Below are 23,276 nucleotides of genomic sequence, written 5' to 3'. Positions count from 1 at the left end.
TCTATTGCCAGTTCGCCGGTGGTGAGGGGCCTGCCCCCTCACCAGAGGATTTGTCTGCGGCATCACCTGTAATAACTGCCAGTTGGAATCCCCCCTGTACTCGGAGTAATGTGCCCGCCTGTCTCACCTGATTTATCCAAGGAACTGGAAATATGCTGCGTCGCCGCATGCTGATCATGTTGGGTGTTGTTTTGCTGATCGTCCTGGTGCTGGGCGGGTACAAAGCCTTTTCGATCTACACGATGATCCAGGGCTTTTCCAAGCCTAAACCGCCGATCAGCGTCGCCGTGGCCCACGCCACCGAGCAACCGTGGCAGATGCGCTTGCCCACCGTCGGCACGCTCAAGGCGCTGCAAGGCGTCGAGCTGAGTCTGGAGGTCGCCGGCACCGTCACCGAGCTCAAGTTCGAATCCGGACAGAAGGTCAAGGCCGGGCAACCGTTGCTGCAACTCGACAGCGCCGTCGAGAGCGCCCTCCTCGAAACCGCCAAAGCCGATCTGGGTCTGGCGCAACTGGACTTCGGCCGAGGCAGCCAACTGGTCGACAGCCGCGCCATTTCCAAAGGCGAGTACGACCGCCTCTCCGCCGTGCTGCAAAAGAACAAAGCCACGGTCAATCAGCTCAACGCATCGCTGGCGAAAAAACGCATCCTCGCGCCGTTCAGCGGCACCATCGGCATCCGTCAGGTCGACGTCGGCGACTACCTCGCCAGCGGCACCAAGATCGCCACATTGCAGGATCTCAGCAGTCTCTACGCCGACTTCTACCTGCCCGAACAATCGGTGCCGAAACTGGCCATCGGTCAACCGGTGCAAATCTCGGTCTCCGCTTACCCCGGGCAAAACTTCGCCGGCAAGATCAGCGCGATCAACCCGATCGTTGAAAGCACTACGCGCAATATTCTGATCCGCGCCACGCTGGCCAACCCCGACGGCAAACTGTTGCCGGGCATGTTCACCAGCCTCGAGGTGCTGCTGCCGGATCCGCAGAAACACATCGTCGTGCCGGAAAGCGCAATCACCTACACCCTCTACGGCAACTCGATCTACGTGGTCGGGCAGAAGAAAGCCGAGGACGGCAACGTCGAGAAGGACGACAAGGGCCAACCGGTGCTGATCGCCGAACGCCGCTTCATCGAAACCGGTGAACGCCGCGATGGCCTGGTGATGATCAACAAGGGCGTGCAGAGCGGCGAACAAGTGGTGACGGCTGGCCAGATCAAACTGGACAACGGTGCGCACATCGCCATCAGCGACGACAAGACCCTCGGCGAGCAGAACAGTCCGCCTCGCGCCGACTGATCAAGGAATCCCCATGGCTTTTACCGATCCGTTCATCCGCCGCCCGGTGCTCGCCACTGTGGTCAGCCTGTTGATTGTGTTGCTCGGCTTCCAGGCCTGGAGCAAGTTGCCGCTGCGCCAATACCCGCAAATGGAAAACGCTCTGATCACGGTCACGACGGCTTACCCCGGGGCCAACGCGGAAACTATTCAGGGCTATATCACCCAGCCGATGCAGCAGAGCCTGGCCAGTGCCGAGGGCATCGACTACATGACTTCGGTCAGCCGGCAGAACTTTTCGGTGATCTCGATCTACGCGCGCATCGGCTCGAACACCGACCGTTTGTTCACCGAGCTGCTGGCCAAGGCCAACGAAGTGAAGAACAAGCTGCCGCAGGACGCCGAGGACCCGGTGCTGAGCAAGGAGTCCGCCGACGCTTCGGCGCTGATGTACATCAGCTTCTTCAGCAAGGACTTGAGCAACCCGCAGATCACCGACTACCTGTCCCGGGTGATCCAGCCGAAATTGGCAACCCTGCCGGGCATGGCCGAAGCGGAGATTCTCGGCAACCAGGTGTTCGCCATGCGCCTGTGGCTCGACCCGGTAAAGCTCGCCGGTTTTGGCCTCAGCGCCGCCGACGTGACCAACGCCGTGCGCCAGTACAACTTCCTCTCCGCCGCCGGGGAAGTGAAAGGCGAGTACGTCGTCACCAGCATCAACGCCAACACCGAACTGAAATCCGCCGAGGCGTTCGCAGCGATTCCGCTCAAGGTCAGTGGCGACAGCCGGGTGCTGCTCAGCGATGTCGCGCGGGTGGAAATGGGCGCGGAAAACTACGATTCGATCAGCTCGTTTGGTGGCACACCGTCGGTGTACATCGGCATCAAGGCCACGCCGGGGGCCAACCCGCTGGACGTGATCAAGGAAGTGCGCAAGCTGATGCCGGAACTGGAAGCGCAGCTGCCGCCGAACCTGAAAAGCGAGATCGCCTACGACGCCACGCTATTCATTCAGGCCTCGATCGACGAGGTGGTAAAAACCCTGTTCGAAGCGGTGCTGATCGTCATCGTCGTGGTGTTCCTGTTCCTCGGCGCATTACGCTCGGTGGTGATCCCGGTGGTAACCATTCCGCTGTCGATGATCGGCGTGATGTTCTTCATGCAGATGATGGGCTACTCGATGAACCTGCTGACGCTGCTGGCGATGGTGCTGGCCATCGGTCTGGTGGTCGACGATGCGATTGTCGTGGTGGAGAACATCCACCGGCACATCGAGGAAGGCAAGACGCCATTTGATGCGGCGCTGGAAGGCGCACGGGAAATCGCCATGCCGGTGGTGTCGATGACCATCACCCTGGCAGCGGTGTATGCGCCGATCGGTTTCCTGACGGGACTCACGGGGGCGCTGTTCAAGGAGTTTGCGCTGACTCTGGCCGGCGCTGTAGTGATCTCAGGGATCGTCGCCCTGACCCTGTCGCCGATGATGTGCGCGTTTTTGCTGCGCCACGAGGAAAACCCCAGTGGCCTGGCGCACCGCCTCGACCGTGTCTTCGAAGGCCTCAAGCGCCGCTACCAAAGTATGTTGCACGGCACGCTGAACACGCGGCCGGTGGTGCTGGTGTTTGCGGTGATCGTGCTGTGCCTGATTCCGGTGTTTCTCAAGTTCACCAAGTCGGAACTGGCCCCGGACGAGGATCAGGGCATCATTTTCATGATGGCCAACGCGCCGCAGCCGACCAACCTCGATTACCTGAGCACCTACACCGACGAATTCATCAAGATCTTCAAGGAATTCCCGGAGTACTACTCCTCGTTCCAGATCAACGGGTACAACGGTGTGCAGGCCGGCATCGGCGGTTTCCTGCTCAAACCGTGGAACGAGCGCAGTCGCACGCAGATGCAGATTCTCCCCGAGGTACAAGGCAAGCTGGGCGCAATCCCGGGCCTGCAGATTTTCGGTTTCAACCTGCCATCCCTGCCCGGCACCGGTGAAGGCTTGCCGTTCGAGTTCGTGGTCAACACCGCCAACGACTATGAACTGCTGCTGCAAGTGGCTGACCGGATCAAGAAACGTGCGATGGAGTCGGGCAAGTTCGCCTTCGTCGACCTCGATCTGGCGTTCGACAAACCCGAGGTGGTGGTCGATATCGACCGCGCCAAAGCGGCGCAGATGGGTGTGTCGATGCAGGACCTCGGCGGCACGCTCGCCACCCTGCTGGGCGAGGCGGAAATCAACCGGTTCACCATTGAAGGGCGCAGCTACAAGGTCATCGCCCAGGTCGAACGCCCCTATCGCGACAACCCGGACTGGCTGAACAATTACTACGTGAAAAACACTCAGGGTGAGTTGTTGCCGTTGTCGACGCTGATCAAGGTCAGCGACCGCGCCCGACCGCGCCAGCTCAACCAGTTCCAGCAACTCAACGCGGCGAAGATTTCCGGTTTCCCGCTGGTGAGCATGGGCGAAGCCATCGACACCGTGTTGCAGATTGCCCGCGAAGAAGCGCCCGCCGGGTTCGCCTTCGACTATGGCGGCGCCTCACGCCAGTTCGTCCAGGAAGGCAGCGCCCTGTGGGTAACCTTTGCGCTGGCGCTGGCGATTATCTTTCTGGTGCTGGCGGCGCAGTTCGAGAGTTTCCGCGACCCGCTGGTGATTCTGGTGACGGTGCCGTTGTCGATCTGCGGGGCGTTGATCCCGCTGTTCCTCGGCTGGTCGAGCATGAACATCTACACCCAGGTCGGGCTGGTGACGCTGATCGGGCTGATCAGTAAACACGGGATTCTGATCGTCGAGTTCGCCAACCAGTTGCGCAAGGACAAGGGCCTGACGGCGCGTGAAGCCGTTGAGGAAGCGGCGGCGATTCGCCTGCGTCCGGTATTGATGACCACAGCAGCGATGGTGTTTGGCATGGTGCCGTTGATTCTCGCCACGGGTGCGGGCGCGGTCAGCCGATTTGATATCGGCATGGTGATTGCCACGGGGATGTCGATCGGGACGTTGTTTACGCTGTTCGTTCTGCCGTGTGTTTACACCCTGCTGGCGAAACCCGACCTCAAATAATTCCCGTCCCCTGTGGGAGCGAGCCTGCTCGCTCCCACATTTGGCCTGCGTATACCCATAAAATCCGGGCATAAAAAAAGGCCTCGCAACGGCTGCGAGGCCTTTTATATTGGCTTCAATCGAATCAACTCTGTGGCCTCATCCCTTGAGAAAGCCCGAACATGAACAACAACAGATCATGGTCGGGTTTAGTCGCCACGGAGGCTTTCGCCACCCGTGGTACCGCGCAGTGCGCATCGTCTACCGATGCGCCAACAACCTGCATGCGGGGCTGCTCCCAGGCAGCCACCGCCAATGAAGCAACTGCCAAGGCCCCCACCAGGAACAAACCTCTAGCAATTTCTAGTTTCATCGCTATAAACCTTTGATAGCGCTGCCAAACGCCGTCTCATAAAAATAGACGAGTTTCTTCCAGTCCGCGTCGCGGAACGACGAATGGCGACGTAATTGTTTCATGTCGTGGGAGGCTGCGCGGTAAGCGGTCAGACGCTGGCGGCACTTCTCCAGGTCAATCAAAGCCACTTCGACTTTGGCCGATTCGCCTTCGCCGATCACTCGCACGAACACATGCTTGATGTAGATGCAGCTGTGCTGCCAACGACCCTTGTGCATGCGCGCCAGATTCTCGGCAAGGTCCTTGAGCACACGCTCATAAACCACCTCGCCACACTGATCGCGACCGCCAGCCGCTGCCAGCCAGTGTTCCAGTTCCTGGAAACCGTCCAGGGACTTGGTCACCAACAGCGCTCGCCACTTGTGTTGCGGATCAGGCTGGGCACCACAGAAAACGATCTCCGGCACGCGTACACCGAGCTTGCTGACGCCGGTCAGCGCATCCAGCTCACGCAACACAGTGGGACGGCCAAAAGGGTGCAACCAACTGCGATAGATATGACCGGTCTGGCGTTTCGCATACAGCAGTTGACCATCGCGCCCCACGACCCTTTGCACACCACTTTCGCCACCGCGACGGACATTGGGTTCTTCCACCCACTCACCGCGCTGGTTCCAGTAAAAGTCAAAGCGATCTTGCGGAGCGACTTCCGTTTCTGCTGCAAATTGCACTGCCATCCTGTTACCTCTTGCGTAATACGTAAACCCGCCACATGGCGTAGAGCGGAATAAAGTCCAGTTGTTCCTGAATTCGAAAACCTGCTGCTTCGAATTCCTTTTCGACCGTAGCGGCCGGTAACACAAAGCGATTCTGGTACTCGCGCTTGTCACGGTTTTTCTCCGCACGCTCGCGCTTCCAGGCCTTGAAGTTGCCGTCGACCCACAACGAAACAATCACACTGTCACGGGTAACGCGCTCGAACTCTCGCAAAATCGCCATGCGGTGCTTGGCTTCACCGATGTGGTGGAGCAGACGCATGCAGAAAATGCTGTCGACTGCGTTGTCCGGCAGGGCAATGTCGAACGCAGATGTGTGCAAGGGTTGTACCCGTTTCACCACATCGGCCGGTTGCGACTGCATCGCCGTCTTGATCATCGACTCGGAATTGTCCGCGCCGATGATCACCCGGTTGGCTTTTTCGCCCAGCAGTGGCCAGAAACGCCCTGCACCGCAGGGCAGATCGAGCACCAGCCCCGGCTCACCGACGGACGCCAGCGCCTTGCGGGCCAACTGTTCGTCACGCCAGTGGGAGAGCCGACGTCCAAGGCTTTCTTTGTGTTTGCGCAGGTATTTCTGCGCGTGTTGATCGTCGTACTTCTCGGAAAAATCGAGTTTGATCGGGCCGGCCATCACCAGGACTCCTGAGTTGCTGATGGCACCACCTTAGGGAGCGGCGTGTCAGCGTCAGGTCATCCATTTGTGAAAAAAACGTCCGGTAAACCGACAAACTATTACAGAGTTATACAGGATTTAGACAGGTGAGAGGGAGTAGCCTTGAGCCACCCCTGCGTCAGATTTTGCCCAGATCAACCTCGAAGCGACAGCCATTGGGTTGCATCGTGCTGAGACTGACGGTCCAGCCCTGGTTCTCGCAGATCCGCTGAACCAGTGACAACCCCAATCCCAGGCCTTCGCCGCGCTTTTCGCTGCCACGTACGAAGGGTTCGAACATGGCTTCGCGTTTTTCTTCCGGAATACCGACGCCGGAATCCTCCACCACAAACCCGTTGGCATTGAGTGTCAGGCGTATGAAACCGTTTTCGGTGTAATGCAGCGCGTTACGCAACAGGTTACCCATCACGGCATTCAGCAGGGTCGCGTTGTAACGAGTGTCCGCCGGATTGCCGGGCTCAAAGACCAGCTTCAGCCCCTTGTTTTCGATGGGACCGCGCCACAGACATAACAGGCTTTCGGCCACCTGCGAGAGGTCCTGCTGAAGTGCCATGCCAGCATCTTCGTGCTGGGCCCGCGCCAGCATCAGGAAGGTCTGCACCAGCTCGCGCATCTCTTCACTCGCGCGGGCGATGCGCTCGACTTGCGAACGGCCGCGCTGGTCGATCCCGGGGTTTTCCAGCAGCAGTTCGCAGGAGCTGGCCAGCACCATCAGCGGCGTGCGCAATTCATGGCTGACGTCGCTGGTGAACAAGCGTTCGCGTGTCAGCGCCTGACGCAGGCGCCCCAATGTGGCATCGAAGGCCACCGCCAGCTCGCCGACTTCGTCAGCCGCATAATCCGGCGCCAGCGGCGGCGCCAGCCCGAGCAGTTGATCGCGATGGCGCACCTGCCGCGCCAGGCGTACCACCGGCGCCATCACTTTGCGCGCAAGCACCCAACCGAGGAACACCGCCAGTGCCAGACTGAGCACAAAGCCCACCAGCACCACGGCAAACAGCACGCGCTCACGCTCTTCAAAATCACTTTGATCCTGCAACAGCACATAACGCCGACCGTCGACGATCTCGACCATCGCGTGGTACGACAGTTGCTCGCGGAACACCTCATGGAAGCCTGAATCGAGGTGACGCAGATCCTTGGGCAGCTCGAAATCACCCGGCCCGCCGCTGAAATAGAACAGCTGGTCCGGCTCCGGGCGATGGCTCCAGTCCGAGACGTTGTCCATCAGCAGCAGACGCTGCAAGTCGCCGCCCAGCCCGGCCGAAATCAGTTTTTCTTCCACAAGGTGCACGGTCGCGACGATGCCCATGGCAAACGCACCGGCGACCAGTGCGCTCATCAACGCGAAGGCAATGATGATCCGCTGAGAAAGACTTTGCTTAAACTCCATTACACATCGGCCAACCGGTAACCCACGCCGTGCACGGTGTGCAGCAGTGGCTTGGCGAACGGCTTATCGATGACCTGACGCAATTGGTGAACGTGGCTGCGCAGGCTGTCGCTGTCCGGGCAATCATCGCCCCACAGCGCTTCTTCGAGAATCTCCCGACGCAGCACGTGCGGGCTCTTTTGCATCAACACCGCCAGCAACTTGAGGCCGACCGGGTTGAGTTTCAGCAATTTACCGTCGCGGGTCACTTCCAAAGTATCGAGGTCGTAGCTCAGATCGGCGACCTGCAGCGCCCGACGGCCTCCGCCTTGCGCGCGGCGCATCACCGCTTCGACCCGCGCAGCCAGTTCGGACAAGGCAAATGGCTTGATCAGGTAATCGTCGGCGCCAGACTTGAAGCCCTGCAGACGGTCATCGAGTTGATCGCGTGCGGTGAGCATGATGACCGGCGTATCCCGACGAGCGTCTTCACGCAGGCGTTTGCAGAGGGTGTAGCCGTCGATGCCGGGCAACATGATGTCGAGGACAATCAGGTCGTAATGCTCGGTAGCCGCCAGATGCAGGCCCGACAGACCGTCCTGCGCACAGTCGACGGTATAGCCCTTGAGGCCCAGATAATCAGCCAGATTGGCCAGGATGTCGCGGTTGTCTTCGACCAGCAGAATTCGCATGGGCACCTCCTCCGTACGGGGTAACGGCCGTCTTGGCCCGCGCAGCTTACGGCCAAGTGTGGCTCACGGCTAGGCGTGCGTTGGGTTGTTTCGCGAGAAAACCGTTCATTGTTCCTGCCAACGTTTTTTTCACTTTCGATTAACAATTCAGCGACGCGAGCGCGCGCAGACTCTGCGGGTTTGCGCTTTTTCAGAACCTATCTACCGACCAAGGAATTGCCCATGGCGTCGACTTCTGCCCGCCCCGTTTCAAGGCCACTGAATTTCTGGTTGTGCCTGGGAATACCCGCCGTCGCGGCGATTATTCTGGTGCTGCTTGAACTGACCGATCTGGACATGGATCTGGCCAGACTTTTTTATGACCCGGTCGCCGGCGACTTTATCGGACGACACAGTTACTTCCTCGAAGATATCTTGCATGACCGGGCCAAACAGGTAGTCATCGCGTTTTCGGTGTTTGCCATTCTCGGCTTCATCGGCGCGTTCTTCGTCGACAGACTTAAACCCTTCAAAAGGGAACTGGGCTGTCTGGTGCTCTCGCTGGGCCTCGCCACTTCGTTCGTCACGCCGGTGAAAGCGGTGACTGCGGTGCAATGTCCGTGGAGCCTGGAGCAGTTCGGCGGCCATGAAACCTACAGCAAGTTGATGGAGCATCGACCGCAGACCGACAAGCCCGGCCGTTGCTGGCCCGGTGGTCATGCGGCCACCGGTTTCACCTTGTTTGCGCTGTTCTTTGTGCTGCGCGATCGCCGGCCGCGTCTGGCGCGTCAGGCGTTTATCTTTGCCTTTGCATTGGGTTCGGTGTTTTCGATCAGCCGGATGATGCAGGGTGCGCACTTCTTTTCGCACAACGTGTGGACGGCGATTTTCTGCTGGCTGATTTGTCTGGGGTCGTATTACTGGGTGCTGTATCGCCCGGCGGACAAGGTTCAGCCGGTATTGGCATCAAACCCAGTTAGCGCCTGAAACAAAGAACCCAATGTGGGAGCGAGCTTGCTCGCGAATGCAGTGTGTCAAACAACCTATAGGTTGACTGACACGCCCTCTTCGCGAGCAAGCTCGCTCCCACAGTTTTTTGCGGTGATGCTGATATTTGGGCAATAAAAAACCCCGCTGACTCGCGCCAGCGGGGTTTTGCGTTACAGGGACAAGGCAGGCTTACATGCCCATGCCGCCCATGCCGCCCATGCCCATGTCTGGCATGCCACCGCCAGCGCCGCCGTCTTTCTTCGGCGCGTCAGCTACAGCAGCTTCGGTAGTCAGGAGCAGACCACCGATCGAAGCTGCAGCTTGCAGAGCGGAACGAGTCACCTTGGTAGGATCCAGGATGCCCATTTCGATCATGTCGCCGTATTCGCCAGTCGCAGCGTTGTAACCGAAGTTACCGCCGCCCTGCTTGACCTTGTCGACCACAACGCTTGGCTCGTCACCGGAGTTGGCAACGATCTGACGCAGCGGCGCTTCAACAGCGCGACGCAGCACAGCGATACCAACGTTCTGATCAGCATTGTCGCCTTTCAGTTCGGTCAGGGCTTCCAGAGCGCGGATCAGCGCGACGCCACCGCCAGGTACCACGCCTTCTTCAACGGCTGCACGGGTCGCGTGCAGGGCGTCTTCAACGCGGGCTTTCTTCTCTTTCATTTCAACTTCGGAACCAGCGCCAACCTTGATCACTGCAACGCCGCCGGACAGCTTGGCCAGACGCTCTTGCAGTTTTTCACGGTCGTAGTCCGAGGACGTTTCGGCAACCTGAGCACGGATCTGAGCGATACGCGATTCGATGTCGCCAGCAACGCCAGCACCGTCAACGATGATGGTGTTTTCCTTGGAGATGGTCACGCGCTTGGCGCTGCCCAGGTTTTCCAGGGTGGCAGCTTCCAGGCTCAGGCCGATCTCTTCGGAGATAACGGTACCGCCGGTCAGAACAGCGATGTCCTGCAGCATGGCCTTGCGACGGTCGCCGAAGCCTGGCGCCTTGACGGCTGCGACTTTAACGATGCCACGCATGTTGTTCACAACCAGCGTCGCCAGGGCTTCGCCTTCAACGTCTTCGGAAACGATCAGCAGTGGACGGCCGGCTTTGGCAACGGCTTCCAGCACTGGCAGCATTTCGCGGATGTTCGAGATCTTTTTGTCGACCAGCAGTACCAGTGGGTTGTCCAGTTCGGCAACCATGGTTTCCGGCTTGTTGACGAAGTACGGGGACAGGTAGCCACGGTCGAACTGCATGCCTTCTACAACCGACAGTTCGTTTTCCAGGCCAGTGCCTTCTTCAACGGTGATCACGCCTTCTTTACCGACTTTTTCCATGGCTTCGGCAATGATTTCGCCGATGGAGCTGTCGGAGTTGGCCGAGATGGTACCGACCTGAGCGATTGCCTTGGTGTCAGCGCATGGCTTGGAGAGCTTTTTCAGCTCAGCAACAACGGCGATGGTCGCCTTGTCGATACCGCGCTTCAGGTCCATCGGGTTCATGCCGGCGGCAACGGCTTTGTAGCCTTCGTTGACGATCGACTGAGCCAGAACGGTAGCGGTGGTAGTACCGTCACCAGCGTCATCGTTGGCACGGGAGGCAACGTCTTTGACCAGCTGCGCGCCCATGTTTTCGAAACGGTCTTCGAGTTCGATTTCTTTGGCGACGGAAACGCCGTCCTTGGTGATGGTCGGAGCGCCGAAGCTCTTCTCGATGATCACGTTACGGCCTTTCGGGCCCAGGGTCGCTTTTACCGCGTCAGCCAGAACGTTGACGCCTTTGAGCATCTTGGAGCGGGCGGCATCGCCGAACTTAACTTCTTTAGCAGCCATGATCGATATTCCTTAAATACTTTGTAGTAGCGGGAAAATGAGCGGGGTATCAGCCTTCGATAACAGCGAGGATTTCGTTCTCGCTCATTACCAGCAGATCTTCGCCGTCGACTTTCACTGTGTTGCTGCCGGAGTAAGGACCGAACACAACCTTGTCGCCTTCCTTCACGGACAGTGCGCGCACTTCGCCGTTTTCCAGAGCTTTGCCCGGGCCTACAGCGAGGATCACACCGTGGTTGGCTTTTTCAGCAGCCGAACCTGGCAGGACGATACCGCCAGCGGTTTTCTTTTCTTCTTCGCTGCGACGGATTACGACGCGGTCATGCAGAGGACGAAGCTTCATTGTCGATCTCTCCTAATTGTGGTTTTCATCGGCCGGTGTAGTCCCGGCGGGTTTAACGAATCCGGCCTGCGCCGGTTGCGGTTCGTCGAGCGAGCCGCGGAAGTCTGTCCGACTCGAATGTCGGAAACCTTTCGGTGACCGATACATAAGGGCGCATAAGCTTATTACAAGGGCGAGGCGAAAAATTTTTCACCGATATGTTGCACAAAAGCAGCCCATAAACGAACACGGCACCCGAAGGTGCCGTGTAGAGAGAGCAGTTACTTGCTGTCGCGGTGTTCGAACTCGCCTTCGATCACATCACCTTCGCGGCCCAGCGGCTGACGCGGTGCGGGACCGCCACGAGGCTGCAGGTCATCGGCGAACGCACGCTGGCGCATGGCCTGTTCTTCGGCGCGCTGACGCATTTTATTCGCCAGCAGACGACGCGAGATCGGCAGCAGCATGACCAGACCGACCACATCGCTGATGAAGCCCGGCAGGATCAACAGACCGCCGGCCAATGCCAGCATCAACCCTTCGAGCATGGTTTGCGCGGGCAGTTCGCCGCGGTTCAGGCTTTCACGGGCACGCAATGCCGTGGCCAGACCGGCGACGCGCAGCACAAACACACCGAACATCGAGCCGACAATGATCAGCAGCAGGGCCGGGAAAAACCCGATAGAGCCTGCCACTTTGACGAATACAAACAGCTCCAGCACTGGAAACAGCAGAAAGAGCAACAGAAAAGGGCGCATCAAAGTTTCCTCAACGCAAGAAATGCCTTGCAGTAAGCCTTAGATGACGTCGCCCTTTCGTGAATTCAAGCGTCGGCCACCTCATTTTTTGGCCAGACCTCGGCGTGAGCCAGAGAAACCAAGGCTTCGCGCACTTGTGTCGGCGTATTACAAGGGGTCGGAAACGGCAGCCAGTACAGCGCCTGGCCGATGCGCAGGTGCATGCCTTCGGTGTCGATGCCCGCCAGTTGCGCCGGCACGGTTTTCGGCAAGCCGGTGAGGTCGACATAGTGCGCGATGGCTTTGGTGTGGTCGCTGTTCATGTGCTCGACCATGCTGACTTCGGCCTTGCCGGCGAACGGGTTGGGCAGGGTCAATTGATCGACCCAGTGAATCGCGCCGAAACCGCCGATGTAGCGATGGCGCACCGGGGTCAGTACCCAGAAATCGAAATCGTGGGCCTTGTGGTAGTTCTGCGAGTCCGGGAAATAGCGGTAATAACGCTCGGCGGCCGCTTCAATGGCCGCGGGGTCTTCGAGTTTCTGTGCTTGCGCCAGATAGGTCAGGCGACCAACGGCTTGCACGTCATCGGCTTCACGCTCGCCGACGAGCAGCGAACATTTCGGGTCTTTTTGCAGGTTGTGGGTGTGCTGGGCGATGCGGCTGATCAGGATCAGCGGCCGGCCCTGCTCGTCCAGGCAATACGGCACCACGGAGCCAAAAGGAAAACCGGGCATCGATTTGGAGTGAGTCGACAGCACTCCACGGTATTCCTTGAGAAGCAATTCTCGGGCATTCTTGGCCACTTCAACGCTCAATTTATGACTCCTTAAATAGAATCCGTCGAAAAAACGGACAGGCGCCGGGAATCAAGTCCCAGTCACGCCAGCGGGCAATTCTCATGTGCAACCCAGCCACGGCCGGTGCAGATCGGGAGTCGCTGAAAACAAAAACTACTCAGACCTGCTATCGGGGCATGCGAATGCAACTCAACGACAAAGTAATCATTATCACCGGCGGTTGCCAGGGTTTGGGCCGTTCGATGGCCGAGTATTTCGCCGGCAAGGGCGCGAAGCTGGCGCTGGTCGACCTCAATCAGGAAAAGCTCGACGACGCGGTCGCGGCGTGCAAAGCCAAAGGCGTCGAGGCGCGCAGCTATCTGTGCAATGTCGCCAATGAAGAGCAGGTCGAGCACATGGTCGCTCAGGTCGCCGCCGACTTCGGCGCGATCCACGGCCTGATCAACAACGCCGGGATCCTCCGTGATGGCCTGCTGCTGAAGGTCAAGGACGGCGAGATGAGCAAGATGAGCCTGGCACAGTGGCAGGCGGTGATCGACGTCAACCTGACCGGCGTGTTCCTCTGCACCCGCGAAGTCGCGGCGAAAATGGTCGAGCTGAAGAACAGCGGCGCGATCATCAACATTTCGTCGATTTCGCGTGCCGGCAACGTTGGCCAGACCAACTATTCCGCGGCCAAGGCTGGCGTGGCGGCGGCGACGGTGACATGGGCCAAGGAACTGGCGCGATACGGCATTCGCGTGGCGGGCATTGCGCCGGGCTTCATTGAAACCGAGATGACCCTGAGCATGAAGCCGGAAGCGCTGGAGAAGATGACTTCGGGGATTCCGCTCAAGCGTATGGGCAAGCCGGAAGAGATCGCCCATTCGGCGGCGTATATCTTCGAAAACGACTATTACACCGGGCGGATTCTGGAGATGGATGGCGGGTTGCGTATCTGACCCACACCGCAAACCACTGTGGGAGCGAGCTTGCTCGCGAAGGCGTCGCATCAGACAACTGATAGGTTGAATGACACTCCGCGTTCGCGAGCAAGCTCGCTCCCACAGGGTTATCAGTGTTTCAGGTGATTAATCGTCGCTGATGGTGATGTTCGGCATCGCCGGTGTCGCCGCTTCCTGCAACACAATCCGCGCGCCGACGTGGCGGGCCAGTTCCTGATAGACCATGGCAATCTGGCTGTCCGGCTCGGCGATGACCGTTGGCTTGCCGCCGTCGGCCTGCTCGCGGATCAGCATCGACAGCGGCAGCGAGGCCAGCAGTTCAACGCCGTACTGCGTCGCCAGTTTCTCGCCCCCGCCCTCACCGAACAGATGCTCGGCATGCCCGCAGTTCGAGCAGATGTGCACGGCCATGTTTTCCACCACGCCCAGCACCGGAATGTTGACCTTGCGGAACATTTCCACACCTTTGCGCGCGTCGAGCAAAGCCAGATCCTGTGGCGTGGTGACGATGACCGCACCGGCTACCGGGACTTTTTGCGCCAGGGTCAGCTGGATGTCGCCAGTGCCTGGCGGCATGTCGATCACCAGATAATCCAGATCGCCCCACGCGGTTTGCGTGACCAGTTGCAGCAGCGCGCCGGAGACCATCGGCCCGCGCCAGACCATCGGCGTGTTGTCATCGGTCAGGAACGCCATCGACATGACTTCAACGCCATGCGCCTTGAGCGGCACGAACCACTTCTGATCCTTGACCTCGGGACGGGTGCGCTCGGGGATGCCGAACATGATGCCTTGGCTCGGGCCGTAAATATCGGCGTCGAGAATGCCGACCTTGGCGCCTTCACGGGCCAGGGCCAGTGCCAGGTTGGCGGCGGTGGTCGACTTGCCCACGCCACCCTTGCCGGAGGCCACGGCAACCACGTTCTTGACGTTGGCCAGCCCGGGAATCTGCGCCTGAGCCTTATGCGCGGCGATCACGGTGTTGATTTCGACTTTTGCCGCAGTCACACCCTCGAGGTTTTCGATGGCCAGTTGCAGCATTTGCGCCCAACCACTCTTGAACAGGCCGGCGGCATAACCGATTTCCAGCTGTACATTGACGCGGTCACCGACGATCTCGATGTTTTTCACGCATCCGGCGCTGACCGGATCCTGGTTCAGGTAAGGGTCGGTGTATTGGCTGAGGACGGCTTCCACCGCTGCGCGAGTGACGGCACTCATGGGCAACTCCGATAACAAGACTGGGAAAAGATGGCGGGTATCCTACCCCTTCTATACTCCGGACGGCATGCCCGGCAACGATTTGCAGGGGTGAAATATCTTGCACGGCGCTTTATAGTGGCCGACCTCCGTTTCATCAAGTAGCGAAGCCCCACATGTCCGAACCACGCAAGATCCTCGTCACCAGCGCCCTGCCCTACGCCAACGGTTCGATTCACCTTGGCCATATGCTGGAATATATCCAGACCGATATGTGGGTGCGCTTCCAGAAGCATCGCGGCAATCAATGCATTTATGTCTGCGCCGACGACGCCCACGGTTCGGCGATCATGCTGCGTGCAGAAAAGGAAGGCATCACCCCGGAACAACTGATCGCCAACGTGCAGGCTGAACACAGCGCCGACTTTGCCGAGTTCCTGGTTGATTTCGACAACTTCCACTCCACTCACGCCGAAGAAAACCGTGAGCTGTCGAGCCAGATCTACCTGAAACTGCGTGATGCCGGGCACATCGCCCAGCGCTCGATCACCCAGTACTTCGACCCGGAAAAGAAAATGTTCCTGGCCGACCGCTTCATCAAGGGCACCTGCCCTAAATGTGGCACCGAAGACCAGTACGGCGACAACTGCGAAAAATGCGGTGCGACCTACGCGCCGACTGATCTGAAAGATCCGAAGTCGGCGATCTCCGGCGCCACCCCGGTGCTCAAGGATTCCCAGCACTTCTTCTTCAAACTGCCGGACTTCCAGCAAATGCTGCAAGCCTGGACCCGCAGCGGCACCCTGCAAGACGCGGTGGCCAACAAGATCGCCGAATGGCTGGACGCCGGCCTGCAACAGTGGGACATCTCCCGCGATGCGCCGTACTTCGGTTTCGAGATTCCGGGCGAGCCGGGCAAGTACTTCTACGTGTGGCTGGACGCGCCGATCGGCTACATGGCCAGCTTCAAGAACCTTTGCGACCGCACGCCGGAGCTGGACTTCGATGCGTTCTGGGGCAAGGATTCCACCGCCGAGCTGTACCACTTCATCGGCAAGGACATCGTCAATTTCCACGCGCTGTTCTGGCCAGCCATGCTCGAAGGCGCCGGCTACCGCAAGCCGACCGGCATCAACGTGCACGGCTACCTCACCGTCAACGGCCAGAAGATGTCCAAGTCGCGCGGCACCTTCATCAAGGCCCGGACCTATCTCGATCATCTGTCGCCGGAATACCTGCGTTACTACTACGCGGCCAAACTCGGTCGTGGCGTCGATGACCTCGACCTGAACCTCGAAGACTTCGTGCAGAAGGTCAACTCCGACCTGGTCGGCAAAGTGGTCAACATCGCCAGCCGTTGCGCCGGTTTCATCCAGAAAGGCAACGCCGGCCTGCTGGTCGACACCAATGCCGCGCCAGAGCTGACCGAGGCCTTTCTCGCCGCCGCGCCAAGCATTGCCGACGCCTATGAAGCCCGCGACTTCGCCCGCGCCATGCGTGAAACCATGGCCCTGGCCGACCGCGCCAACGCCTGGATCGCCGACAAGGCACCATGGTCGTTGAACAAGCAGGAAGGCAAACAGGCTGAAGTCCAGGCGATCTGCGCCACCGCCATCAACCTGTTCCGCCAACTGGTGATTTTCCTCAAACCGGTGTTGCCGCTGCTGGCCGCCGATGCCGAGGCGTTCCTCAGCGTCGCCCCGCTGACCTGGAACGACCACACCACGCTGCTGGCCAACCACCAGTTGAACGAATTCAAGCCGTTGATGACTCGCATCGACCCGGTAAAAGTACAAGCCATGAGCGACGCCTCGAAAGAAGACCTGACCGCCAGCCAGACCGACACCGGCGCTGCTGCACCGGCCGGCAATGGCGAACTGGCCAAGGACCCGCTGTCGCCGGAAATCGACTTCGACGCCTTTGCCGCCATCGACCTGCGCGTCGCGCTGATCGTCAAGGCTGAACACGTGGAAGGTGCTGACAAGCTGCTGCGCCTGACCCTCGACATCGGTGACGAGCAACGCAACGTGTTCTCCGGGATCAAGAGCGCTTATCCGGATCCGTCCAGACTCGACGGTCGCCTGACCATGATGATCGCCAACCTCAAGCCACGGAAAATGAAGTTCGGTATCTCCGAAGGCATGGTGATGGCAGCGGGCCCTGGCGGTGAAGAGATTTACCTGCTGAGCCCCGACAGCGGCGCCAAGCCGGGTCAACGCATCAAGTAAGCGACTGCAACAAATCGATCCCATCGGCGTGCCCTGCATGCCGGTGGGATTTTTCATATCTGGCCCAGCCAACGTGGCTGCCGGATAATGCCTAACCTTAAGAGACCTCCGCCCGCTTGGCCGGCAGAACCATGACCGAACTCGTGCTTACGCTGATCAGTGCCGCCCTGCTCAACAATTTTGTGTTGCACTGGCCGCTGGGCGTCGATCCGCTGCTGGCAGGCAGTCGTCGTCAGGTGCATGCGCTGGGTTTGGCTACGTTGTGCCTGATGCTGATTGTCGGCATCACCAGTTACGCCATCTGGCATTGGTTGCTGGTACCGCTGCAACTTGAGGCGCTGCGCTTGTTCGTGTTTCTGCCATTGAGTGTGTTGCTGATCGCGCCACTGCTCAAAGGTCTTGCGCGCGGCTTGCCCAGCCTGTCGTTCGACGGTTTGTGGCCGCTGTTGCTGGGCAACGCCGGCGTGCTCGGATTGGCGCTGATCAATGCGCAAAATGACCAGGGTTGGTTACATGCAACCGCCCTGAGTCTGGGTGCCGGTCTGGGTTTCTGGCTGGTGTTGAGCCTGTTCCAGGATTTGCGTGAACGCACCGCCGACAACGACATTCCCCTGCCCTTTCGCGGCCTGCCGATCGACTTGATCGGCGCCGGACTGATCGCGGTGATTTTTCTCGGATTCAGTGGACTGATCAAAACATGAGTCTGATTCAACGCATCGATGCGCTCCTGCCGCAGACCCAATGCGGCAAGTGCGGCCATCCCGGATGCAAGCCGTACGCAGCCGGCATCGTCGAGGGCGAGCCGATCAACAAGTGCCCGCCCGGCGGTGACGAAACCATCGCGGCGCTGGCCGAACTGTTGAAAGTGCCGGTATTGGAACTGGACATCAGCCGCGGTTCGGCACCGCCGCAAGTCGCGTATATCCGCGAAGCCGAATGCATCGGCTGCACCAAATGCATTCAGGCGTGCCCGATCGATGCCATCGTCGGCGCCGCCAAACTGATGCACACCGTGCTCATTGATGAGTGCACCGGTTGCGACCTGTGCGTTGCGCCCTGCCCGGTCGACTGCATCGAGATGCATCCGTTGCCGCCGAGCACGTTGCCGGTGGTCGGTGGCTTGGCCTTCAGCCTGGAGGAGCAACGTGCCCGCGCGGCCAAACGCGATCACGCACGCCAACGTTTCGAGCGACGCAATGCGCGCCTGCAACGCGAAGAACAGCAGAAACAGGCAGAGCGCGAAGCGCGAGCCCAGCGTGCTGCGCAACCGCAAGTCAGCACCGGCGATCCGGTGCAGGCTGCGCTGGAGCGGGTTCGCGCGCAGAAAGCCGCCAACGTCGATGCGGCGCTGAAGAAAGCCAAGATCGATGCGGCGATGAGCCGTGCGCAATTGCACAAATCGCTGAAAGCCTTCGGTCATCCGCCGACGTTCGAACAACAGTCACAACTGATCGTGTTGCAGCAGCAGTTCGAAGCGGCTGAGCAAGCGCTGGCGCAACTGGAAAGCAGCCAGCCAGCCGTACCGCCAGTCGCAGCCCCGGCGAAGGATGCCGACTTGAAGCGGGCAAAAATCCAGCTGGCCATGCGCCGCGCCGAACTGAAAAAAGCCCAGGCTGCCGATGCCGCACCGGCGCACATAGCGACGCTGGAACAGGCGCTACGCGATGCCGAACAGGCGCTGCACGCCGCCGAAGCCAGTAGTGATCAGCCTGCGCCTGATCTGGTGCGCGTTGAGAAACGCCCGATCGACAGCCAGCTTCGCCAGTTGAAAACGGAATTGGCCTACGCCCGTGCCGACCTCAGCAAACTCGAACGCCAGGCTGACACGCCAAGCGAAATCCTCGACAAGGCCCGCGCCCGCCTGCAAGACGCCGAGCGCCAGGTGCAAGATCATGTCGCCCCTTGAGGCACCCGATGATCGCCTGCAACAGGCGATGAAGCGGGTACTGCTTGCCACCCTGCCGGGGCTGCTGGCGCTGTTCTGGTTGTATGGCTGGGGCGTGCTGATCAACCTGATCCTGTGCGCGAGCAGTGCAATGCTGATTGAAGCAGGCGTCGCGCGGCTACGTCGACAACCGCTACCAGCGGTGCTGAGTGATGGCAGTGCCTTGGTCAGCGCAACATTGCTGGCCGCCGCCTTGCCCCCTTATTGCCCGTGGTGGCTGACGGTGACGGCGATGGCTGCCGGGCTGTTGTTCGGCAAGCATGTGTACGGCGGCGTCGGCAGAAACCCGTTCAATCCGGCCATGCTCGGCTTCGCCCTGGCGATGGTGCTGTTTACCCAGCCAATGACTCAGTGGCCAGCGCACGGGCTGGATCTGTCAGCCACGCTGCAACATGTATTCAACCTCGGCCAGGCGCCGGATGCCTGGGCACAGGCCACCGCGCTGGACAGCCTGCGCATCAACAAAAGCCTGACCATGGACGAGCTGTTCGCCAGCAATCCGGCGTTCGGTCACTTCGGCGGGCGTGGTGTGGAATGGGTGAACCTGGCGTTCCTCGCCGGTGGGTTGTTCTTGCTGCAACGCCGCGTTTTTGCCTGGCAGGCGCCGGTCGGTATGCTCGCCAGTCTGTTTGTTGCAAGCCTGCTGGGCTGGAACGGCTCGGGCTCGGATTCGCATGGCTCGCCCCTGTTTCATCTGCTCAGCGGCGCAACCATGCTCGGTGCGTTTTTCATTGTCACCGAGCCCGTATCCGGCGCTAAAACAGCGCTCGCTCGCTTGTTGTCTGGCGTAGGCGTCGGGTTGCTGACTTATCTGATTCGCACTTGGGGTGGTTACCCGGACGGCGTCGCGTTCGCGGTGCTATTCATGAACCTTTGCGTGCCGGCACTGGAGCGCTTTGCTGCCAGCCGTCAGCCACAGGTGAGCCCATGAACCGCACGTCCAGCACACTGGCCCTGATGCTGCTGGCCGTGATGGGTATCGGTGCGACCTGTTTTGTACAGCGCAGCAGCGCGCCACAGATTGCCGCCGAGCAACGTTTGCTCGACAGTCGCAAATTGCTCGACGTGCTCCCCGCCGAAAGCTACGACAACCAGCCGCTGGAACAACCGCTGACATTGAGCGACCTTGCGTTGAGCCACAGCACACTCGTCGGCGCTTACCGCGCGAGCAAAGACGGGCAAGCGGTGGCCGTGTTGCTGCGCAGCCAGACTCAGGGTTATGCCGGCATCATCGAATTGCTGATTGCCATTGATGCCAACGGGAAATTGCTCGGCGTAAAAACCCTCCAGCACACCGAAACCCCGGCACTCGGTGGCCTGATCGGCGATTGGCCGAATAGCTGGCTGCAGGCGTTTTCCGGCAAGTCGATCCAAGAGCCGAGCGAGGCTGGCTGGGCACTGAAGAAAGATCACGGACAGTTTGATCAGATCGCCGGGGCGACCATCACCTCGCGGGCGGCGATCAACGCGATCCATGATGCACTGCGCTACTTTGATGAACATCGGGCAGCGTTACTGGGGAGCGGAACATGAACCGCTCAGCGAGCGCTTTACTGTGGGTGTTTCTGCTCGGCACAACTGCCACGTTGGCGGGCGCGCTGGGGGCGTTTCTGATGCTGGTCGCCGTGATCGGCGCTTATGGCGTGTGCATGGCGCCCCTGCGCTCGCGCCTGACAGGCAGCGCCGCATGGCTGGCCAGCGTCGTGCTCGCTGCGGCATTGGCCAGTTGTGCCGAGATTCTCGCGCAACGCTGGTTTCTGCCATGGCAGCAGACGTTTGCACTCTACGCAGGCTTGATCGCCTGGCAATGCCTGATGCTGGAACATACTGGTTTCTTTCGCCAGCCGCTGGCCGAATGCTTCAAACGCTGCGCACTGTTCGGCGCCTTGATGCTGGGGTTTGCCGTGCTGCGCGAACTCATCGGCCACGGCGGCCTCGCTGTCGGCTTGACGGAGCACTGGCATGGCCTGGTTTTCTTCGGCGACGGCCTGCATGTGGCAACGCTGGTTCCCGGCGCCTTGATTCTCGCCGGGTTGCTGTTGGCGGCTGGTCAGGCCTGGACTCGTTCGAACTCTATTTCCAAGGAAACGCATCGCCCATGAATGCTGCAAAACGTCTTGAGATTTTTCGTCGACTGCATGAAGACAATCCCGAACCCAAGACCGAACTGGCCTACTCCTCGCCGTTCGAACTGCTGATCGCGGTCATTCTTTCGGCGCAGTCGACTGACGTCGGCGTCAATAAGGCCACGGCGAAACTGTTCCCCGTGGCCAACACCCCGGCAGCCATTTATGCATTGGGTATCGAAGGGCTGTCCGAATACATCAAGACCATCGGCCTCTACAACAGCAAAGCCAAGAACGTCATCGAGACCTGCCGCTTGCTGGTCGAACGTCACGACAGTGAAGTGCCACAGACGCGTGAAGAACTGGAAGCCCTTCCCGGGGTTGGCCGCAAAACGGCTAACGTCGTACTCAATACCGCTTTTCGCCAGTTGACCATGGCGGTCGACACGCACATTTTCCGGGTCAGCAACCGCACCGGGATCGCCCCCGGTAAAAACGTGGTTGAAGTAGAAAACAAGCTGATGAAGTTTGTGCCCAAGGAATTTCTGCTCGACTCACACCACTGGCTGATTCTGCACGGGCGTTATGTATGTCTGGCCCGTAAGCCGCGCTGTGGCAGTTGCCGCATTGAAGATCTGTGCGAGTACAAACACAAAACTTCGGACGATTGACCGGCTATTGCAATAATTGATAAGTCGATTGAAAAAATCTTTTTTACCCGTCGCTGCATTACCGATATAAGGAGCGCCAAAGGCAGTATTAGCCGGGAGTCAACCTTGTATGAGTACTGACAAAGAAGCACTGGATGTGGACGACGACGAGAACGTCGGGACTGATGACGCCGAACCTGTGGTCGAGGTTGCCAAAACCAATCTGAGCAAACGCCGCACCATCGACAACCTGCTTGAGGAGCGCCGACTGCAAAGGCAATTGGCTGATTACGACTTTGATCTTTGACACATGAAAGCCTCCCGAAACGGAGGCTTTTTACTTTCTGCGATTAGCTGAATTCGATCGGCCCATGATTCCGTCAGCCACTCAGACTTTCAGACCAGTCCGTTGCGTTGCGCCAACTCGATCAGATCGACCAGCGAGCGAGCATTGAGCTTGAGCAACAAGCGGGTTTTATAGGTGCTGACAGTCTTGTTGCTCAAAAACATGCCATCGGCGATTTCCTTGTTGGTTTTTCCACGTGCCAATTGCTGTAACACCATCATCTCGCGCCCCGAAAGACGATCGACCATATCGGCCTCACTGGCGTTGCCCAGGCTTGTCCGCACGGTATGCAGTGCCTGATTGGGAAAATAACTGTAACCGGACAACACCGCTTTGATCGCGCTGAGCAATTCAGTCAGGTCTTGTTGTTTACATACATAACCTGCCGCCCCCGATTGCATGCAGCGCATTGAAAAGTGCCCGGGTGCCTGCGACGTCAACACCAGCACTTTAATTGGCATGGCCGTCGTGGTCAGTCGCGCAATAACCTCCAGACCATCAAGTTTCGGAATACCAATATCCAGAATGACAATATCCGGCATTTGTTCGCGAGCAAGTTGTAACGCATCCACACCGTTATCAGTTTCCGCAATGACTTCGTAGCCATGACGTTCCATCAGCATACGCACCGCAAGACGAATGACGGGGTGATCATCCACGATCAGCACTTTATTCATGGGCAAGTCCAGTTTCGCTGTTCGAATTTTTAGAGCCCGCACAATAGCCCAGTCACTTGTGCCATGGCATGCCAAGTCTCACATGCACTTGCATCGAGAGACGTTCCCTACAGCCATTGAGGATAAATCCCACAAAAAACCGTTGTCCATCTACACATCTGACGCTATTTGGCCTGATTCTTCGCGGCAATTTCTCGCTTTTCAACCTCGCGCGGTCCGCCCCGCATCACTGCTGGCACTCTCTCAGAGATCGAGCCTTGTCGAGGCTGACAGTCATGGCTGGCCCAATACACTCACTTGATAATACTTGCATTAATTAAGCGAATAGACATACCAGGCAACAACATTACCCACTGGCTGCATCG

The 23,276-nt window shown here is 59.2% G+C and carries 23 protein-coding genes; 12 read left to right on the top strand and 11 right to left on the bottom strand.

All coding sequences use genetic code 11. The features are described from left to right. Positions 1 to 152 precede the first annotated feature (152 nt). A complete protein-coding gene (locus tag A8O26_RS17010) occupies positions 153 to 1,301 on the top strand; it encodes an efflux RND transporter periplasmic adaptor subunit (protein WP_064119020.1) in 1,149 nt (382 codons plus the stop codon). Between the two features lie 13 nt (positions 1,302 to 1,314). Next, positions 1,315 to 4,341, top strand: a complete 3,027-nt coding sequence (locus tag A8O26_RS17005) for a multidrug efflux RND transporter permease subunit (protein ID WP_064119019.1) — start codon at positions 1,315 to 1,317, stop codon at positions 4,339 to 4,341. A 124-nt stretch (positions 4,342 to 4,465) separates the two neighbouring features. Here A8O26_RS17005 and A8O26_RS17000 read toward each other — a convergent pair whose 3' ends face one another. The 5 genes from A8O26_RS17000 to colR all read right to left on the bottom strand — a co-directional run bounded on the left by A8O26_RS17000 (position 4,466) and on the right by colR (position 8,191). Then, entirely contained in the window at positions 4,466 to 4,693 is a 228-nt protein-coding gene (locus tag A8O26_RS17000) for a hypothetical protein (protein WP_034153490.1), read from the bottom strand. A gap of 2 nt (positions 4,694 to 4,695) precedes the next feature. After that, complete coding sequence (locus tag A8O26_RS16995; RefSeq protein WP_064119018.1) at positions 4,696 to 5,412, bottom strand: lipopolysaccharide kinase InaA family protein; 717 nt, start codon at positions 5,410 to 5,412, stop codon at positions 4,696 to 4,698. Between the two features lie 4 nt (positions 5,413 to 5,416). Further along, positions 5,417 to 6,085: a class I SAM-dependent methyltransferase gene (locus tag A8O26_RS16990; RefSeq protein ID WP_064119017.1), complete on the bottom strand. Its 669-nt coding sequence runs from the start codon at positions 6,083 to 6,085 to the stop codon at positions 5,417 to 5,419. A gap of 160 nt (positions 6,086 to 6,245) precedes the next feature. Next, positions 6,246 to 7,520, bottom strand: coding sequence for a sensor histidine kinase (locus tag A8O26_RS16985; protein WP_064119016.1), 1,275 nt, complete (start codon positions 7,518 to 7,520; stop codon positions 6,246 to 6,248). Continuing rightward, entirely contained in the window at positions 7,520 to 8,191 is a 672-nt protein-coding gene (gene colR, locus A8O26_RS16980; protein WP_064119015.1) for a two-component system response regulator ColR, read from the bottom strand. Before colR ends, A8O26_RS16985 begins: the two co-directional genes overlap by 1 nt. A 222-nt stretch (positions 8,192 to 8,413) precedes the next feature. Here colR and A8O26_RS16975 point away from each other — a divergent pair, with 222 nt between their 5' ends. Further along, positions 8,414 to 9,157 (top strand): phosphatase PAP2 family protein, encoded by a 744-nt coding sequence (locus A8O26_RS16975; protein WP_064119014.1) that lies wholly within the window; start codon positions 8,414 to 8,416, stop codon positions 9,155 to 9,157. Positions 9,158 to 9,349: 192 nt separating this feature from the next. Here the strand turns inward: A8O26_RS16975 and groL are convergent, their stop codons facing one another. The 4 genes from groL to A8O26_RS16955 all read right to left on the bottom strand — a co-directional run bounded on the left by groL (position 9,350) and on the right by A8O26_RS16955 (position 12,873). Beyond that, positions 9,350 to 10,996 carry a chaperonin GroEL gene (gene groL / locus A8O26_RS16970; protein WP_064119013.1) on the bottom strand — a complete coding sequence of 549 codons (1,647 nt, stop codon included), beginning with the start codon at positions 10,994 to 10,996 and terminating at the stop codon, positions 9,350 to 9,352. Between the two features lie 49 nt (positions 10,997 to 11,045). Further along, positions 11,046 to 11,339 (bottom strand): co-chaperone GroES, encoded by a 294-nt coding sequence (locus A8O26_RS16965; protein WP_007916610.1) that lies wholly within the window; start codon positions 11,337 to 11,339, stop codon positions 11,046 to 11,048. A 260-nt stretch (positions 11,340 to 11,599) separates the two neighbouring features. Further along, a complete protein-coding gene (locus A8O26_RS16960; protein WP_064119012.1) occupies positions 11,600 to 12,076 on the bottom strand; it encodes an FxsA family protein in 477 nt (158 codons plus the stop codon). 65 nt (positions 12,077 to 12,141) lie between these two features. Continuing rightward, entirely contained in the window at positions 12,142 to 12,873 is a 732-nt protein-coding gene (locus A8O26_RS16955) for a HugZ family protein (RefSeq protein ID WP_064119011.1), read from the bottom strand. Between the two features lie 164 nt (positions 12,874 to 13,037). On the opposite strand from A8O26_RS16955, the gene A8O26_RS16950 reads away from it, so the two are divergent. Then, positions 13,038 to 13,796 carry an SDR family oxidoreductase gene (locus A8O26_RS16950; protein WP_064119010.1) on the top strand — a complete coding sequence of 253 codons (759 nt, stop codon included), beginning with the start codon at positions 13,038 to 13,040 and terminating at the stop codon, positions 13,794 to 13,796. A gap of 129 nt (positions 13,797 to 13,925) precedes the next feature. On the opposite strand, the gene apbC is transcribed toward A8O26_RS16950, so the two are convergent. Next, positions 13,926 to 15,020, bottom strand: coding sequence for an iron-sulfur cluster carrier protein ApbC (gene apbC, locus A8O26_RS16945; RefSeq protein ID WP_064119009.1), 1,095 nt, complete (start codon positions 15,018 to 15,020; stop codon positions 13,926 to 13,928). 155 nt (positions 15,021 to 15,175) lie between these two features. On the opposite strand from apbC, the gene metG reads away from it, so the two are divergent. From metG to A8O26_RS29800, 8 genes are all read left to right on the top strand, one after another. Next, on the top strand, positions 15,176 to 17,227 hold the full coding sequence (metG, locus tag A8O26_RS16940) for a methionine--tRNA ligase (RefSeq protein WP_064119008.1): 2,052 nt from the start codon (positions 15,176 to 15,178) through the stop codon (positions 17,225 to 17,227). 131 nt (positions 17,228 to 17,358) lie between these two features. After that, positions 17,359 to 17,928, top strand: coding sequence for an electron transport complex protein RnfA (locus A8O26_RS16935; RefSeq protein WP_064119007.1), 570 nt, complete (start codon positions 17,359 to 17,361; stop codon positions 17,926 to 17,928). Then, positions 17,925 to 19,133 carry an electron transport complex subunit RsxB gene (gene rsxB, locus A8O26_RS16930; protein WP_064119006.1) on the top strand — a complete coding sequence of 403 codons (1,209 nt, stop codon included), beginning with the start codon at positions 17,925 to 17,927 and terminating at the stop codon, positions 19,131 to 19,133. Before A8O26_RS16935 ends, rsxB begins: the two co-directional genes overlap by 4 nt. Next, positions 19,120 to 20,103, top strand: coding sequence for an RnfABCDGE type electron transport complex subunit D (locus A8O26_RS16925; protein WP_064119005.1), 984 nt, complete (start codon positions 19,120 to 19,122; stop codon positions 20,101 to 20,103). The genes rsxB and A8O26_RS16925 overlap by 14 nt, the downstream gene beginning before the upstream one ends. Beyond that, entirely contained in the window at positions 20,100 to 20,705 is a 606-nt protein-coding gene (locus A8O26_RS16920) for an RnfABCDGE type electron transport complex subunit G (RefSeq protein WP_064119004.1), read from the top strand. The genes A8O26_RS16925 and A8O26_RS16920 overlap by 4 nt, the downstream gene beginning before the upstream one ends. Then, on the top strand, positions 20,702 to 21,274 hold the full coding sequence (locus A8O26_RS16915) for an Rnf-Nqr domain containing protein (RefSeq protein ID WP_064119003.1): 573 nt from the start codon (positions 20,702 to 20,704) through the stop codon (positions 21,272 to 21,274). Before A8O26_RS16920 ends, A8O26_RS16915 begins: the two co-directional genes overlap by 4 nt. Continuing rightward, the gene (gene nth, locus A8O26_RS16910; protein WP_064119002.1) at positions 21,271 to 21,909 is read left to right on the top strand and encodes an endonuclease III; all 639 of its coding nucleotides are present in this window, start codon (positions 21,271 to 21,273) and stop codon (positions 21,907 to 21,909) included. Before A8O26_RS16915 ends, nth begins: the two co-directional genes overlap by 4 nt. Before the next feature lie 109 nt (positions 21,910 to 22,018). Beyond that, positions 22,019 to 22,195: a PA3496 family putative envelope integrity protein gene (locus A8O26_RS29800; RefSeq protein ID WP_155740668.1), complete on the top strand. Its 177-nt coding sequence runs from the start codon at positions 22,019 to 22,021 to the stop codon at positions 22,193 to 22,195. An 89-nt stretch (positions 22,196 to 22,284) separates the two neighbouring features. Here A8O26_RS29800 and A8O26_RS16905 read toward each other — a convergent pair whose 3' ends face one another. Next, positions 22,285 to 22,911 carry a response regulator transcription factor gene (locus tag A8O26_RS16905; protein ID WP_064119001.1) on the bottom strand — a complete coding sequence of 209 codons (627 nt, stop codon included), beginning with the start codon at positions 22,909 to 22,911 and terminating at the stop codon, positions 22,285 to 22,287. Positions 22,912 to 23,276 lie beyond the last annotated feature (365 nt).

Source organism: Pseudomonas fluorescens (assembly GCF_001648775.1).
Lineage (GTDB): Bacteria > Pseudomonadota > Gammaproteobacteria > Pseudomonadales > Pseudomonadaceae > Aquipseudomonas > Aquipseudomonas fluorescens_M.
The sequence above is the reverse complement of the archived record's forward strand: the minus strand, read 5'-3'. Positions and strand labels throughout refer to the sequence as shown.